The organism is Flavobacterium sp. ZT3R18, from assembly GCF_007097385.1.
GTDB lineage: Bacteria > Bacteroidota > Bacteroidia > Flavobacteriales > Flavobacteriaceae > Flavobacterium.
In genome coordinates, this window is sequence record NZ_VJZS01000001.1 from 504,291 (window position 1) to 519,716 (window position 15,426).

General features: G+C 34.3%; 14 protein-coding genes. 7 read left to right on the top strand and 7 right to left on the bottom strand.

Features of this window, described 5'->3' with window-relative positions:
* Positions 1-33: 33 nt before the first annotated feature.
* Positions 34-801 carry an ABC transporter permease subunit gene (locus FNW52_RS02195; protein WP_143375779.1) on the top strand — a complete coding sequence of 256 codons (768 nt, stop codon included), beginning with the start codon at positions 34-36 and terminating at the stop codon, positions 799-801.
* Between the two features lie 212 nt (positions 802-1,013).
* On the top strand, positions 1,014-1,385 hold the full coding sequence (locus FNW52_RS02200; RefSeq protein ID WP_143375780.1) for a group III truncated hemoglobin: 372 nt from the start codon (positions 1,014-1,016) through the stop codon (positions 1,383-1,385).
* 186 nt (positions 1,386-1,571) lie between these two features.
* Here FNW52_RS02200 and FNW52_RS02205 read toward each other — a convergent pair whose 3' ends face one another.
* From FNW52_RS02205 to FNW52_RS02215, 3 genes are all read right to left on the bottom strand, one after another.
* Positions 1,572-2,132: a fasciclin domain-containing protein gene (locus tag FNW52_RS02205; protein WP_143375781.1), complete on the bottom strand. Its 561-nt coding sequence runs from the start codon at positions 2,130-2,132 to the stop codon at positions 1,572-1,574.
* A 375-nt stretch (positions 2,133-2,507) separates the two neighbouring features.
* On the bottom strand, positions 2,508-3,722 hold the full coding sequence (locus FNW52_RS02210) for a hypothetical protein (RefSeq protein ID WP_143375782.1): 1,215 nt from the start codon (positions 3,720-3,722) through the stop codon (positions 2,508-2,510).
* Complete coding sequence (locus FNW52_RS02215; RefSeq protein WP_143375783.1) at positions 3,723-4,316, bottom strand: Crp/Fnr family transcriptional regulator; 594 nt, start codon at positions 4,314-4,316, stop codon at positions 3,723-3,725. It abuts the gene before it with no gap.
* 218 nt (positions 4,317-4,534) lie between these two features.
* On the opposite strand from FNW52_RS02215, the gene FNW52_RS02220 reads away from it, so the two are divergent.
* The 4 genes from FNW52_RS02220 (at position 4,535) to FNW52_RS02235 (ending at position 9,721) form a co-directional block, all read left to right on the top strand.
* Positions 4,535-4,909, top strand: coding sequence for a hypothetical protein (locus FNW52_RS02220; protein ID WP_143375784.1), 375 nt, complete (start codon positions 4,535-4,537; stop codon positions 4,907-4,909).
* Positions 4,910-5,043: 134 nt separating this feature from the next.
* A complete protein-coding gene (locus tag FNW52_RS02225) occupies positions 5,044-5,892 on the top strand; it encodes a FixH family protein (protein ID WP_143375785.1) in 849 nt (282 codons plus the stop codon).
* 147 nt (positions 5,893-6,039) lie between these two features.
* A complete protein-coding gene (locus FNW52_RS02230; RefSeq protein ID WP_143375786.1) occupies positions 6,040-8,037 on the top strand; it encodes a TonB-dependent receptor in 1,998 nt (665 codons plus the stop codon).
* A gap of 514 nt (positions 8,038-8,551) precedes the next feature.
* Positions 8,552-9,721, top strand: a complete 1,170-nt coding sequence (locus FNW52_RS02235) for a molybdopterin molybdotransferase MoeA (RefSeq protein ID WP_143375787.1) — start codon at positions 8,552-8,554, stop codon at positions 9,719-9,721.
* Between the two features lie 102 nt (positions 9,722-9,823).
* Here the strand turns inward: FNW52_RS02235 and FNW52_RS02240 are convergent, their stop codons facing one another.
* From FNW52_RS02240 to FNW52_RS02255, 4 genes are all read right to left on the bottom strand, one after another.
* Positions 9,824-10,234: a DUF5958 family protein gene (locus tag FNW52_RS02240; protein WP_143375788.1), complete on the bottom strand. Its 411-nt coding sequence runs from the start codon at positions 10,232-10,234 to the stop codon at positions 9,824-9,826.
* Between the two features lie 159 nt (positions 10,235-10,393).
* Positions 10,394-10,876 (bottom strand): GyrI-like domain-containing protein, encoded by a 483-nt coding sequence (locus tag FNW52_RS02245; RefSeq protein WP_143375789.1) that lies wholly within the window; start codon positions 10,874-10,876, stop codon positions 10,394-10,396.
* A 49-nt stretch (positions 10,877-10,925) separates the two neighbouring features.
* Entirely contained in the window at positions 10,926-12,020 is a 1,095-nt protein-coding gene (locus FNW52_RS02250) for a DUF3800 domain-containing protein (protein WP_143375790.1), read from the bottom strand.
* Between the two features lie 360 nt (positions 12,021-12,380).
* A complete protein-coding gene (locus FNW52_RS02255; protein ID WP_143375791.1) occupies positions 12,381-13,469 on the bottom strand; it encodes an AI-2E family transporter in 1,089 nt (362 codons plus the stop codon).
* A 510-nt stretch (positions 13,470-13,979) separates the two neighbouring features.
* On the opposite strand from FNW52_RS02255, the gene glgA reads away from it, so the two are divergent.
* Positions 13,980-15,206, top strand: a complete 1,227-nt coding sequence (glgA, locus tag FNW52_RS02260) for a glycogen synthase (RefSeq protein ID WP_143375792.1) — start codon at positions 13,980-13,982, stop codon at positions 15,204-15,206.
* Positions 15,207-15,426: the final 220 nt, after the last annotated feature.

Here is a 15,426-nt window from a genome sequence, read left to right on the forward strand (position 1 = left end):
CATATTCCATTAAAAAACAAATATTATCTTCATATGAATAGAATCATTAAAATTATTCTGCTCGATATTCTTAAGAATAAAATTATCATTGGATATACTTTAATTTTAGGATTACTCTCCTGGAGTTCTTTTGGTTTAGAAGACAATTCTGCCAAGGGTTTACTCACGATTTTGAACGTTATTTTGTTTACGGTGCCTTTAGTTTCCATTCTTTTTGCAACGATATATTTGTATAATAGTTCGGAGTTTATTGAGCTGTTGTTGAGTCAGCCTATAAAACGCAAAAAGATTTGGTTGAGCTTGTTTTTTGGCTTGTCGCTTTCCATGGTTTTAGCTTTTTGTGTTGGAGCAGGAATTCCATTGTTAATCAATGCACCCGATATCGTTGGGGTAATGATGCTTATTGTAGGATGCTTAATTTCTGTGGTATTCGTTGCATTGGCTTTTTTAAGTTCAATTCTCACCAGAGACAAAGCAAAAGGAATAGGAATCGCCATAATGACTTGGTTGTATTTTGCCTTACTTTTTGATGGTATAGTTTTGTTTTTACTGTTCCAACTTTCGGATTATCCTATAGAAAAAGCAATGGTTTTTATTACCGCATTCAGTCCGATAGATTTAGCAAGAATACAGATACTGTTGCACTTGGATCAATCTGCCATGATGGGATATACGGGGGCAATTTTTAAAGATTTTTTTGGCACAACTTGGGGATTGATACTGTCTTTTTTATTGTTGTGTTTGTGGTTTATTGTACCCTTCTTTATTTCTTTGAGAAAATTCAAATATAAGGATTTGTAAATTTTATGTTTTCAGCTGGGTTGATGCCGTTGAAAGGAATTTGTATTTAATGTTAATTGGAATTGATATGAAATCTCCATGACCCCGTTTGTCGCAATTGAAAATCATCGAATACCAAAACAAAATATTAACCGATGAGATAAACACCAATAAAGATCTGGCGATACCTCCCGATAGCTATCGGGATCCATTAAAATTTAAATATTATCTATATGAAACCAGATATTATAAATAGAGCCGATATCGAAAAGTTGGTTAATGTTTTTTATGATAAAATAAAAACAGATGCCGAGATTGGTTATTTCTTTACAGAAGTTGCCAAAGTAGATTGGGGAAAACATTTGCCTATAATGTATGATTTCTGGGAGAATATTTTGTTTTCTACGGGTAATTTTGATGGAAATCCTATGCTTAAACACAAAGAATTACATCAAAAAAGCAAATTGAATCCAGCACATTTCCTGCATTGGAATACGCTGTTTAATGATACGGTCGATGAGTTGTTTGCAGGCGAAAGAGCCAGCGAAATCAAGCAAAGAGCACAGAATATAGCGGCAGTTATGATGACCAAAGCATTAGAGTAATTGTTTAAAAATAAATAGTTTTAAGGTTTTGTATAAAAAAAGCGGAAGTTATCACAACTTCCGCTTTTTTCAATTTAGTATTTTGAAATCGCCATGACAACAGTTGTCGCAAACAGCAATGAAGATCTGGCGATACCATATTCAAATAAAAAACAAATATTATCTACATATGAATTAATAATACTTTTATTTTGGTAATAACACATCGCCAATAACATGGATAATTCCATTTGAAGTTGGTATCGAAGCCACAATTTCAGAACCGTTTACGAAGGTTTTGTCTCCTTTTTTGGTAATTTTTACTTTACCACCATAAACCATATCAAATTCTTGGTCGTCTTGCATATACTCTATTTTCAAAGTACCCACATAAGTATGGTATCCCAAAATATTTTCTAAATCTCCTTTTTTCTCTGGTTTAAGCAAGCCATCAACTGTTCCAGCCGGCAACTTATCAAAAGCGGCATTTGTTGGTGCAAATACGGTAAATGGACCTGCATTGCTTAAGGCGTCCACCAATCCGGCAGCTTTTACGGCTACCACTAGGGTAGTGTGGTCTTTACTTCCTGATGCAACTTGTACAATATTTGGGGATGAAGTTTCATCTTTTACTCCAGATTGTCCAGTGTCTGTAGTTTCTGTGGCTGCTGTTGTTTTTGCTGTTTCAGCGTTGGTTTCGCTATTTTGCTTGCAACTCGAGAAGGTCACAAAACTAACAGCTAATAATAATTGAATCGATTTTTTCATAATTATAGTACTTTGGTTTTATAGAACAAATTACCAAAATAGCTAGCGTTTATTTTATGAGTGAAATCATAAAACCGGGTTGTTTCTAGCTTTTTTGGCTGTAGTCTAAATAAATGGTTTTACATTTTTCATTGTTTATACTTAACTTTAACAGTCAGCTATTAATTGATCAAAAATGTAAAGTCCCTACGGGACAACAGCATGTGCGTAAATTTTTAGCTACCAACATTTAATCCCTACGGGATATTGCTCCGTAGGAGCTAAATGTTGGTAGAAAAACAAATTCACCGTGTCAATTGTCCCGTAGGGACTATACAAGACTAATTTATATAGCTGTTTTTAATGTGAATAACAAATTTCATTAGCAACATTGTTTTAGACTACAGCCACTTTTTTTAACGAATAATAAGTAGTGATTCCAATGCCTAAAAAAAGAATCAAAGCCGTAATAAACAACAGCTCGTTTGCATAGGGTATTGGAGTGTAACTGAAAGAAGCAATTCCTTGAATGGCTAAAATGATTTCATTCAGTAAAACGCCGGTTGAAAATAAGATCAAACCAAATTTTATTTTTTTTGTAATTAAAATCAAATGACTGGTATAAATATAAAACAATAGAAACAATGAGATTACAGCCAATAAAACCAAGTGTAAATAGGCAATTACAATGGGTCTGAACCCAAATGCCAGCTGACTGACCGTTGGTAGTGTTGAGCCTAATTGCAAGGCTAATTTTATGCTTAAGGCAAGACCTACAAAGACTAAAATATAACGTAAGGGATAGTTTTCCAGAAATCCCTCTCTTGTTTTTGTTAAAACGCTAAGGAATTTAAACCATATAATTAGTTGTATGAATGCCGCTAGTGTCGTAATGATATAAAGCCATAACGGCAGATCTAACCACAGTGTAGATAAAAAGTAAGCAGGGATGCAAGCGACCGTAAATAGAGTGAAAAAGGTTTCGAAAAAAGGGTGGTCTGATTTTCTTAGATTCAAAAAACCGTAAAACAAACCCATGCAGGCAAAGAAAAACCAACCGTTATATTGAAAATGAAGGTAAAAATAGACAGAGGATAGATACACATCCTGAATGATGTTTTTGCTGATCATCATGTAAGCCAAATAAAAGCTTCCGAAAGAGGATAAAACATTGAAAAGTAACGCCGCTTTAAACCATTTTTTTGCTAAATAATCATTGTCCAGTTGTTTCAAGTCTTTTATATATTGATAACAAAAAACATAACTTACAAAAATGGAGAGGGTAGAAAAAATAATGGAAAACAAATCAGACTTTGGTATGATAAAACTGATTAGCAGTCCGTAGGAACAAATTAGATTGGCAATTAGTATGGCTTTATATGTTTTACCGTTGAAAGAGGCTATTTTAGTTTGAAGATAATGAACCATCAAAGTTATTAATGTATGACTTATCCAACCCGAAAAAGCAAAATTATAATGGGAGTGCTGTAGATTTTTTTGTTCGAAATAAGGAAATTCAAAGCCTATTTTATAGCGCATTAAAACGCCAAGAAAGGCAACAATACAAAGGTTTAACAAGGAAATTTTAAGCCAGAATTTGAGGTGGTGCATTTAATAATATATTTTATGATTAATGATTTCTACTTTGTTGGAAGTATTCATTTTACATAAAGCACGAATTACGGTTTCAACCCTCAGGCCAGTATAATTGGCGATTTCTTGGCGAGTATATGGAATTATTAACTTTGCATCTTTGTTTTCGGCATTTTTCTTGCATGAATTTAAAAAAGCCATAATTCGGTGCTCTGGTTTATGGTTGATAATTTCGTTGGAGGATTTAGATTTCGTATATACTTTTCGGGCAAGCAAAAATAAAAATGATTTTTGAATGGAGGGATACTCATCAATAATTTTCAAAAACTTATCCTTAGATAATTTGATAATGGTACTGTCTTGAGTCGTAACCGCCTTTGATGGATAGGTTTCGTCTATAAATAAAGGAGGTTCTCCAAATCCATCTCCATTGCTGAAAAGTCCTTGAGTGTATTCTTTTCCTTCAAGATTTAGATTAAACATTCGAACGCCTCCATCAATTATTTGATAATAAAAATTAGCCGATTCTTCTTCTTCAAAAATCACTTCGTGTTTTTTGTATTTTTTAGCAACAGCTCCCCAAGTAAATAGTAAATCTATGTCTATTTGCATTAGTTTTAAGGTTTAAAAGGTGTCTTTTGATTTGCGGTAAAGAAAATGTATTGCCAGTAAAAATATAAATATACAAAATATAAATATATGATTTTTATCATGTTATGTTTTTTAGGGTTTAGTAAACAATACGACTTACCATTAATTACGTGTCAAAATTTTACTAGAAAACTGACATTTGTCATGCAATTTTAAAAAGGAAATTTTATCTTTGCCCTGTGAAAAACCTCGTATTCATAGTCATCCTTGCTATTTTTCTAAAACCAATTTTTCCGGTTATAGAATACATGGTCAATTATGAATATATTTCGAAGGTACTTTGCGAAAACAAGGCAAAACCCATTATGCACTGTAACGGAAAATGTCATTTGATGAAAGAATTAGCGAAGGCTAATGAAAATGAAAAGCCGGCTACTTCAGACAAAAAAGGCTACACTCCAGTTGTCGAACTGTTGTTTTTTCAGGAAATTGATACTTTTGCAATAGTGTCTTTAGCTCTTTTAAATAAAGAAAAAAGAAACTACAATTATTCCATTTCATATTCCAATTCTCATTTGGAAACCCTTTTTCGACCACCCATTTTTATATCTTAAATTTTTTAGGTTTCTAAAGTTTATACTGTTTGATTTTTTTCAAATGGTAAGACTCTTATGGAATCAATGTTTGCTTTTTCTAAATGGCAAACACTGTCAACATTAAATTTAAAAATATAAAAAAAACACCCATAATGAAATTTCAATTCAAAAAAAGTATTCTATTACTATTTACTGTTCTTGCCTTTGCTTCTTGTTCATCTGATGCTACTGAACCTACCGTGAATGAACTCGACGGACTAACAAAATTTAAAGAAATAACAAACACAACCCATACCATCGAGTTGTACAAACACATGGGAGGGCTGGTGCAAGGATTTAACGAAATTGCCTTTAGAATCAAGGACAATTCAACTGGACAATATGTTAAAAATGCAAAGGCAAGCTGGATGCCTGTGATGCACATGACTTCAATGACACATTCCTGTCCAAAATCGGAAATTAAAAAAGCATCAGCCGAAGGGACATTGTACGAAGGGTATATTGCTTTTCAAATGGCACAAAATGCAACGGAATACTGGGATTTAAAAATTGATTATGCCATCAACGGAACTGCATTTACAGCTATATCCGTTATTGATGTGCCGGCTTCTGCAAAACGAACTATCACTACTTTCAAAGGGACAGACGGTGTAAAATACATTGTTGCCTACGCAGAGCCTCATCACCCAAAAGTGGCGGTAAATGATATTGAAGTGGCGATTTTTAAAATGCAAGACATGATGACTTTTCCGGTTGTGGATAATTTTAAATTGAAAATCGATCCAAGAATGCCAAGTATGGGAAATCATAGCTCTCCTAACAATGTAGATTTAACACAGAGTGTTGCTGGTGGATTGTATAAAGGGAAAATGTCGCTTACCATGACGGGTTATTGGAAAATAAACCTGCAATTATTGAATGCCAATAATGAAGTTTTAAAGGGAGAAGCCATTACAGATGCTGTTCCTGCAAGTAGTATTTACTTTGAAATAGAATTCTAGTTGAATTTAAAAAGGTCAATTGTCGAATGTGATTTTTGACCTTTTTTAAATTTTAAATCTGTTTGAAATTAAGTCAAGCACGATTAATTAGCACTACTAACGTTTGTGTGGGTCGAATGATGCTATACAAATCAAAATTTTATTTCGATGCAAAAACCATTATTTTTCCTTTTGGTATATTTTTTTATTTCCGTAACTCTTTTTGCTCAACAAGAACAACAGGATTCGATTGTTCCCAAACCATTGAATGAAGTTATTGTTATTGGAAAAAAAACAAAGCTGTATCAAAAACAAAACAAACCATTAGCTTCTATTGATGAATACCTTCAGCAGTCTTCCAAAGTAGCTATGATTAAAAGAGGCGGTTATGCCTGGGAACCTATAATCAATAGTATGGCTACCGAGAGAACGCTAATCACCATTGATGGGATGCGGATTTTTGGAGCCTGCACCGATAAAATGGATCCTATTACTTCGTATGTAGAAGTTTCAAATTTGGGGGAAGCTACTGTGGTTTCGGGTCAGCAAGGAGGTTGTCATGGCGCTACAATTGGCGGCGCTATTGATTTAAAAAAAAATCAAAGCAGTTTTTTGAATTTAGGTTGGAAAGCCGATTTGAATACAGGTTATGAAACCAATAATAATCAGAAAATTATAGGGACGGTGGTCAATTATGTAGATGAATCGTTTTATATTGACACTGATTTTATGTTCCGAAAAGCGGATAACTATTTTGCAGGAAATAACGAAGAAATACCTTTTTCCCAATTTCAAAAGTTTAATATTTCGGCTTCTTCCGGGGTTAAGTTGGATGCCAATAAAATGCTAAAAGCAGCTGTTATTTATGATAAAGCAACTGATGTGGGTTATCCCGCTTTGACTATGGATGTTTCTTTGGCCGAAGCATTGATATCTTCTTTGAGTTATGAATATGTTCCTGTTGCAGCCGCTGTTCGATCGTGGGAGACCAAGTTGTATTACAATACCGTTACCCATGTTATGGATGATACCAAGCGCCCTGATGTTCCTATTCACATGGATATGCCAGGTTGGAGTGATACGTACGGAATGTATTCTAAAGCAAAAGGTGTTTTTGGTCAACATAATTTCACTGCTGATGTAAGTTCGTTTTACAATCGTTCTATTGCTGAAATGACGATGTATCCCAAAGATCCCAACGAAAATCTAATGTTTATGTACACTTGGCCTGATGTTAGGACTTTGTATTGCGGATTGTTTCTGGAAGATAATCTAGTATTGAATACGAGTTCTAATGTGCTGTTTACCGCCAGTATTGCGAGTCATAGTAACAAAGTCGCCAGTGAATTTGGTCTGGAAAGTTTACAGATTTTTTATCCTAATATGGATGCTACTAATAATAGAATTCTGGGCAGTTTTTCAACACATTATAGCTACAACCACAACGGTTTTGAATACGGGTTGGGATTAGGGTATGGAGAACGCGCACCATCGGTTTCTGAAGGGTATGGTTTTTATTTATTCAACAGTTTTGATGGGTACGATTATATAGGAAACCCAGAATTAAAGAACGAGCAATCCTTGGAATCGAGTATGTCTTTGGGTTACTCCAAAAACAAATGGAGTTCGAAACTATCGGCTACTTTTTTTCATATGTCCAATTATATTGTAGGAGCGCCAGATACCAATTTGATTCCAATGACGATTGGTGCCAATGGGGTAAAAATATACACAGCTCTTGATTATGCGACTCTTTTTAATATGGATTTGAATTTAGAATGTCAGATTTCAGAAAGCTTAAAATGGCAAGGGCAGATGGTTTATGCGTACGGGAAAGATAGCAATAACAGGAATTTGCCTTTTATCAGTCCGTTTAGTTATTCGAGTACTTTTAATTATTTTAAAAACCGAGTTTCGGCAGCTCTTGCTGTTGTCGGAAATAGCACTCAATCGCAATTCAGCCCTTATTATGGCGAAAATAAAACACCAGATTATGCTATTTTAAATACTTTCGTAGGTTATTCCTTTTATGTTGAAAAAAACAAATGGAATGTAAGGGTAGGAGTAGAGAATATTTTTGATGCTTATTATTCTACTTTTTCAAGTTGGAATAATATCCCAAGCAAAGGAAGAAATTTTGTTTTGAATTTAAATTTTGGCTTCTAGTAAAAATAATTGTTTGTCTGATAAAGATTTTAAAGTGTTTTAATGACTGAATTTTAATTGCTTTTAAGGGATTAACGAATGGCTCGCATGTTTTAAAATTTCTCGCCAAGTCGCTAAGAAAAAGGATACTATGTTTTTCGACTTTGCGAGGTGTAATTTTTATTCTGAAAAAAGCAATATAAAATGACGTATTACAGCTATTATAAGTCTAAAAAATAAACACGAATTACACGAATTGTCACGAACCTATGCGATTAATTTGATTCGTGTAATAATTTCACGAACGAATTCGTGACAATTTGTGAAATTCGTGTTCAAATTTAACCTTTACTATTTGTGTCTACAAGGTTGGTTTTGTACCTGTTTTAAAAAAAACGTCATTGGTAGTAAATAATACAAAAAAAAGGTCTTTGAATTTAATCCGATAACAATGAATAAAAAAAGAATCAATAGGTTTAATGTTATTAAAATTCATTTCCAAGTTGTATTTTTGGATACCATTAAACATTAACCCATGATTTCCGTTCAAGAAGCCTTTTCGATATTACAAAATAACTTACCCACTTTGCAAGAGGTGGCGTATCCTCTTTTTCAAACTAGAAAACATATTTTAGCACAATCACTTTTTTCGCCCATCAATATGCCTCCTTTTCGACAATCGGCGATGGATGGCTTTGCTTTGTGTTTGCACGACGCTTTGGTCTATGAAATTATCGGCGAAATAAAAGCTGGGGATTCCCACTTGGTCGAATTGCTTCCAGGGCAGGCGGTCAAGATTTTTACGGGAGCAGCTGTACCTGATACAGCGCAAGCCGTAATTCAAATTGAAAAAGTAGCCGCAAACGGAACGCAATTGTTAGTGGACGAATTAGTGAAACCAGATACAAATGTCAGACCCATAGGCGAACAAATTTCGGCTGGGGATTTGGCGCTCGAAAAAGGAACTTTGTTGAACGCCGCTGCCATCGGGTTTTTGGCGGGACTTGGTTTTACAGCCATTACGGTTTATAAAAAACCAAAAATCGGAATAGTAGTTACCGGCAATGAGTTGACCAAACCTGGAATGCCGCTTGAGTACGGCAAGGTCTATGAGAGTAATGGGATTATGTTGCAATCTGCATTGATTGACGCTTTTTATGATGCCGTTACCTTGTATGAAGTCAATGACGATTTTGAAAATACTAAAAATAAACTGCAAGAGGCTTTAACGACCAATGAGGTGGTTTTGGTTTCTGGCGGAATTTCGGTTGGGGATTATGATTTTGTGGCAAGAGCTTTAAAAGAACTTCACGTAGAAACTTTATTTTACAAAATCAACCAAAAACCGGGGAAGCCTTTATTTGCAGGTAAGTTAAACGATAAAATGGTTTTTGCATTGCCTGGAAATCCTGCCGCTTGCCTGACTTGTTTTTATGTGTATGTTTTGCCTACACTGGCAATACTGTCTGGCGCTGTAGCCAATTATGAACAAGCCGTTTTGCTTCCATTAGCCCATAATTATGATGTAAAAAATACCCGCTGTCAGTTTTTGAAAGCGAATATCAGTAATGGGGAAACACAAATTTTGTCGCATCAAAACTCGTCTATGCTCAACTCTTTTTCGGTTTCAAACGGATTGATTTATATGCCCCACGGCCATTATGAATTGAAAAAAGGAGAAATGGTTAAAGTGTATTTGTTGTAGCATTATTTTCTAATTATTGAAAAATCAGGAAATAGTAGTAAATTTTATTTTTAGGGTTACTTACATAAATTCAATATAGTGCTATCGCCTCGAAAAAAAATACTACATCCGAGCGATCGGGTTATGCCAATAATGTTTACATCCGTCTTTACATTCAGTATTTCTTCTTTCTGTATCAGTGATTTTGAAAATCCAAACTAAAGAAATAATTGTTTTTTGATATTCTGAATCTGAAAGGCTTGATAATTTATTGAATGCAATTTTAGTCTCAAAGTTATTTAATATTACAATCGGTGTACAGTTTTGTTTTAAAGGAATTGAATTTATGGCTTTTTTATACGCCACATTTTCATAAGTGTCTTTGTTTGGAATTGAGTTGAATATATAATTTTTCAAAATTGTAAAGAGTTCATCAAAATTAAAATTTTCATCAAGTAATAATTGATTAATTCCTTCATTAAAGTCAATTTCATTCTGTGCAATTTTGTTTATAAATCCTTCTGTATTATCCATTTGCGGTTTTAGATTTTATAATGTCTTTTTGGGTAGGTTTGTAAGTATTTTTAAATACGATAGCGCGGATTTGCAATCCGTGCCCGTTACAATGTGTCTCGTACTAAAAACTGGATGTCAATTTGTCCGCGTTTTTGCCTTGCAATCTGTAGCTTTTCGTTATTCAAAGTTAGTTTTCAAAGGTAAATAGATGTCAATGATTGAAGTGGCTTTGTTCCATTGAAATCGATAATCGTATTTTTCAAAGTGTATGAATCCTGTCTTTGTATTGTCTTCAATTTTTAGATTTGATTTCGGCAATATGACTTTGTAAATTTCAAAAAGGGTCTGTTTGATATTTTCCATTTTACCTTTATGAGTAAATATTTCATAATCGCCTTTCGGCATTTCCAAACCAGTAAAATGACTAGGAAAGACTTGGTTAATTGCCGGAATTGCTGTCAAGTAATAATACTTTTCGTCAGTCTTGTATGTTATTCCAAATTTATCCCAATTTCCACGGTTTTGGTTTAGCTTATATTTTTTCAGTTGCTCGTTAAAGGTTTTCCAATGTTTTTGTATGATTTTAAAATTGGCAGTTTGAGAGTTCGTCAATTCTGTCACAAGTCCGTAAGTCTGTATGTTTTGTTCAATTGTTGTCATTCTTTTTTTGTGATATTACAGCTAACGTTGTAGTAGCTGTTAGCAGAAGTTATTTTGGGTAAGCTTCATTAAATTTATCTTCATTTTCTAAAGTTTTCATCGCTAAAAAAGCAAGAGGATTTATATCCGTTTTCGTGCTTTTATATTTTTTAGTTAGTAAGGATAAATCTGGTTGTAAAGGATGGACATTCATCTTTGCTAATCGTGTATTTGCAATTATATTAGCCATTTTATCAGTTTCATTTGACTTTAGTAAAATGTTTTTGGCATAGTAAGCAAATGAACTTCCAATTAAATCTGAGAGTTGTATTTGAATATTATGTTTTGAATCTACCATTTCTATTGAATCAATTTGTAACGGAAATGTTAATTTTCTATTGTCAAAACCAACATCTACTTTCTCTTTACTTATATCTTTAGAAAGAAAAAAAATAAATTCTTTCCAGAATTCAACTTGTTTTGAATCATCGTGAATTACATTGATTCTAACATTTTCTTTTTTAGACCATATGTCGCTAAGTAAAGTTAAAGATGGTAACGCCAAATCAATTGAAAATTTATTTATTGACTCTAAAATTTCATCGATATATTCTTTACTTTTTAAGATAGGAAAGAAAAAGTTTTTTTCTCCAGGTTCAATAATAGCATTAAAAATTTCATTTGCTTTATGATAAAAATTATCGATAGAATCAGAATCTTTAGTTCGAATCATTTTTTGAAATAGTTCTAATAGCTCACAATATTTTGATTTCAAATCGAAAAATTCGGTTTGCAAAAAAAGAGATTGAGCAAAAGCGATATTTAAACCATTTTCGTAATACGGTAATTCATTATTATAAAAGGTCGTTTCCACTAATTGATCTACCAAATGTGCGCAAAGAGCAAATTTTTTATTGTAGTATGCTATTTTAATTCTATCATAATTTATCGAAGGATGATTTAGAATATTTTCAATTGGTATTTGGTATTTTGGGTATTTTTTAATTTTATTAAAGTGAATCTCCTCCGAGAATGTTTTTAAAGGTCTTAATATTTCTTCAGCTTCTTCAATTGTAAAGTTATGTGAAACAAGAACATAAATAGGTTGTTCTTTATCCAATAGATTTTGTCCAGAATTGCCAGCTTCATCAAAATAAATGTTCATTGTTTATTCGTTTTTTGGTTGATAATTTCTGCCAACTTATTTATACCAGCCATAAATATTCCGTTATCCACCCAAACTGGGCTGGCTTTGTGTTGGAATTGTTTTTTGGATATTCTGCTAATGTAGGTGTTTTTTATTACAATTTACAAACTTGAAGTTTCAATGTTTTATTTTTTCAAGAAAACAAAATCCTGTTACTTTTCCTAAAGATCTTGTGAGCTGCGTGAGGGATAAAAGCTGGCTACCTTGTAGCGCGGATAGCCCGACAGCAACAAGGAAAGGGGCCGACTCGACAGTTTGCTGAGTAGGCCCCTTTGCTTGATGGTGGCACGCCCAAAAGGTTATTGCGTTTGTAAAAAGCTATTCCTCTATATTCTCTTCTTCTATCATTTCTATCCAAGAAAGGAAGAATTTGTACCCCAAGGTTAGGATAACTGCACCAAGGAATAATCCGATGAAGCCGTTGTAAAGAAAACCTCCGATGGCTCCAAGAAATATCACGAGCATTGGGGCAGGAGGATTGCCTCTTCCTAAAAATATGGGTTTTAATATATTGTCTGAAATCATGGTAATGCCTATCCAAATGGCGAGAATAGTCGCGGTTGTGGTGTCTGTAACGGAGAACATATAAATCACGACGGGAATCGCAATGAGACCAATTCCGACTTGTATGGTGGCAAGGATAAGACAAATAATGGTTAAAATTCCAGCAAAGGGAACGCCTGCCATAAAGAATCCTACACCCACCATTAGCGATTGAATTAGGGCTACTCCTAAAAATCCTTTTACAACATTACGAATCGTTGCTACGGTAATCAAAGCGTAGTGTTCGCCGTTTTTGCCTATTAATTTGATGAAGATATTTTTGGAAACGGCAGTTAGTGACTCAGAATACAACAACAGCCCCATGGCAATTATGATAGAGATGATAAATTGAAGGATACCTTTTCCGATTCCAGCTAAGGTAAAAAGCAGCCATTCTCCAACGACTTTTAATTGATCGGAATATTTGAATACAACATTGGAAACATCTTCGGAGGCACTTTTCCATATTTCAAGAATTGGTTTAGTTATAGTAGGCCAGTCTTTTGTGCTTTCTCCGGGAGGCGGAATCAAATGTCCTCCAGCTTGGTATGAAGTGCTGAAATTGTTAATCTCTTCATACAGCGATTGGGAGATCAATACGCTTGGAACCACTAAAATACTGAGTAATAGCAAAGCCAGAAATATAGTGGCCAAAATCTTTTTGCCTCTAAATAATTTTACAATAGATTCGTAGATAGGACTGAATGCTATGGCAATGACAACCGCCCAGACTAAGATTAAAACAAAGGGTTTCAAGATGTCATAACACCAACCGATTAACAAAAATAGGACTCCGAGTCGGATGATGGTGTCGGCAATTTTTTCGAAATTGAAACTGTTGAAGTTGGAGTTGTTTTGATCCATATCTAGATATTTTTTGATGAATAAAAAGGCCAAAAGATTATTAAGCTAATCTAGTTAAAATGTAGTAATTATTGGTATTAAATAATGATGTCTTTTATGGTAAGTTTATATGACTGTCCGTAACGAGTACCAAATGATTTTTTTTGCGTAAGTCTGCTAAGTCTGCGTGAAAAATTGCTCGCAGATTTCGCAGACTTGCGCAGATTTTAACTTGACAAATACACTTGAAATCTGTTCGAAACATAGTATCAGTTTTTTGGGTACTCCTTACAGATATTCATATAAGTTTAAATATTTTGCAATCTAAAGTTAAAACCCTGTATGTTTTATATTAAAACTTGTGCAGACAAAAGCGACTTTTTTATGCTAAAATGTTTCAAAATAATGGTTTGTTTCAAGGCGAATTAAATTGTGGTTTTGTATTTTTACTCAATTGATGCTTTATGTTGTTCAAAACTTTAATTGGTGTACTCTAGTTGTATCAAATACTATTAACTATAAAATAACTAAATGAAGATAGCGCTTTATTCCAATGAATTTCCACCAAATATTTATGGCGGAGCAGGAGTTCATATTGATTTTTTAAGTCAGGAACTGGCTAAACTGGCCCAAGTTGAAGTCCGATGTTTTGGAGATCAAAAGGAAAATAAGGAAACCATGCACGTGGAGGGAATTAATTCTTGTTTGAATAAAAGGATCGATCCCGAAAACGAACATATTAAGATGTTTCATAATTTAAGCCGAAATGTCGAAATGGCTCAAGCAACTCCAACTGCTGATATTATTCATTGTCATACTTGGTACACCCATTTGGCTGGTGTTTTTAGTAGAGAATTGTTGCAGGTGCCGTTGATATTGACCACGCATAGTTTAGAAACGCATCGTCCTTGGAAAGTCGAACAATTGGGGAACGGTTATTTTATGTCCAGATGGATTGAAACTAACGCCTATAAAACCGCCGATGGAGTTATAGCCGTAAGTGAGCAAATGAAAACCGACGTGATTGAGGCCTATGGCGTAGACCCGAAAAAGGTAACCGTAATTCATAACGGAATTGATCCGGATTTCTATAAACCTACTTTTGATGAAGCTTTATTGGCGGAATACGGCATAGATCCAAAGATTCCGTTTGTGCTTTTTGTGGGTCGGATTACCCGTCAAAAAGGAATTTCGCAATTGATAGAAGCGGCTCAATATTTTAATGAAAATTGCCAAATTGTGCTTTGCGCCGGTGCCCCCGATACCGAAGAAATTGCTATTGAAACCGCAGCGCTTATCGATCAGCTTAAAGCGAAAAGGGATGGAGTGATTTTGATTTCGGAAATGCTGCCCCGCGAGAAAGTAAAAGTATTGTACAGTCATGCCCGAGTTTTTGCCTGTCCTTCTTTGTACGAACCTTTCGGGATCATCAATCTAGAAGCGATGGCTTGCGAAACTCCGGTTGTGGGTAGTCATGTGGGCGGAATTCCTGAGATACTGGTAGAGGGAGAAACAGGCTATTTGATTCCGCTGGAAAGTGTTTCGAGAACCAATTTTAATCCAATAGATCCAACGGGTTTCCAGAAAGCCTTTGCCGTCAAAGTAAATGTATTGTTGGATAATGAAGAACTGGCAATGGCTATGGGTAAAGCAGGTCGAATGCGGGTTTTGGAGCAATTTAGCTGGGAATCGATTGCCAAAATCACGTTTAATTATTATCAGGAGGTTATTGCTGGATTTGTAAAAGAGCAAGCTTAAGTAAGTTTTTTTTAGTTTTTAATCTGCTGAAATCTGCTGGGAAAAAAATTAGCACGCAGATTTCGCAGATTTACGCAGATAAATTTTACTCGAAAAGTTATATCTAAAAGTATTTGCAAAGTTTCTTAGGTCCGCTTCTAGGTTTGTTTTAGTTTTTAATCTGCGAAAATCTGCGAAATCTGCGTGCAATTTTCATGTAGATGTGAGGTAACATTGCGAG

What these genes read in the sequence shown, in the direction of transcription:
- FNW52_RS02195 (WP_143375779.1), top strand. Translation starts at nt 34, where the DNA reads ATGAATAGAATCATTAAAATTATTCTGCTCGATATTCTTAAGAATAAA.
- FNW52_RS02200 (WP_143375780.1), top strand. Translation starts at nt 1,014, where the DNA reads ATGAAACCAGATATTATAAATAGAGCCGATATCGAAAAGTTGGTTAAT.
- FNW52_RS02205 (WP_143375781.1), bottom strand. Translation starts at nt 2,132, where the DNA reads ATGAAAAAATCGATTCAATTATTATTAGCTGTTAGTTTTGTGACCTTC.
- FNW52_RS02210 (WP_143375782.1), bottom strand. Translation starts at nt 3,722, where the DNA reads ATGCACCACCTCAAATTCTGGCTTAAAATTTCCTTGTTAAACCTTTGT.
- FNW52_RS02215 (WP_143375783.1), bottom strand. Translation starts at nt 4,316, where the DNA reads ATGCAAATAGACATAGATTTACTATTTACTTGGGGAGCTGTTGCTAAA.
- FNW52_RS02225 (WP_143375785.1), top strand. Translation starts at nt 5,044, where the DNA reads ATGAAATTTCAATTCAAAAAAAGTATTCTATTACTATTTACTGTTCTT.
- FNW52_RS02230 (WP_143375786.1), top strand. Translation starts at nt 6,040, where the DNA reads ATGCAAAAACCATTATTTTTCCTTTTGGTATATTTTTTTATTTCCGTA.
- FNW52_RS02235 (WP_143375787.1), top strand. Translation starts at nt 8,552, where the DNA reads ATGATTTCCGTTCAAGAAGCCTTTTCGATATTACAAAATAACTTACCC.
- FNW52_RS02240 (WP_143375788.1), bottom strand. Translation starts at nt 10,234, where the DNA reads ATGGATAATACAGAAGGATTTATAAACAAAATTGCACAGAATGAAATT.
- FNW52_RS02245 (WP_143375789.1), bottom strand. Translation starts at nt 10,876, where the DNA reads ATGACAACAATTGAACAAAACATACAGACTTACGGACTTGTGACAGAA.
- FNW52_RS02250 (WP_143375790.1), bottom strand. Translation starts at nt 12,020, where the DNA reads ATGAACATTTATTTTGATGAAGCTGGCAATTCTGGACAAAATCTATTG.
- FNW52_RS02255 (WP_143375791.1), bottom strand. Translation starts at nt 13,469, where the DNA reads ATGGATCAAAACAACTCCAACTTCAACAGTTTCAATTTCGAAAAAATT.
- glgA (WP_143375792.1), top strand. Translation starts at nt 13,980, where the DNA reads ATGAAGATAGCGCTTTATTCCAATGAATTTCCACCAAATATTTATGGC.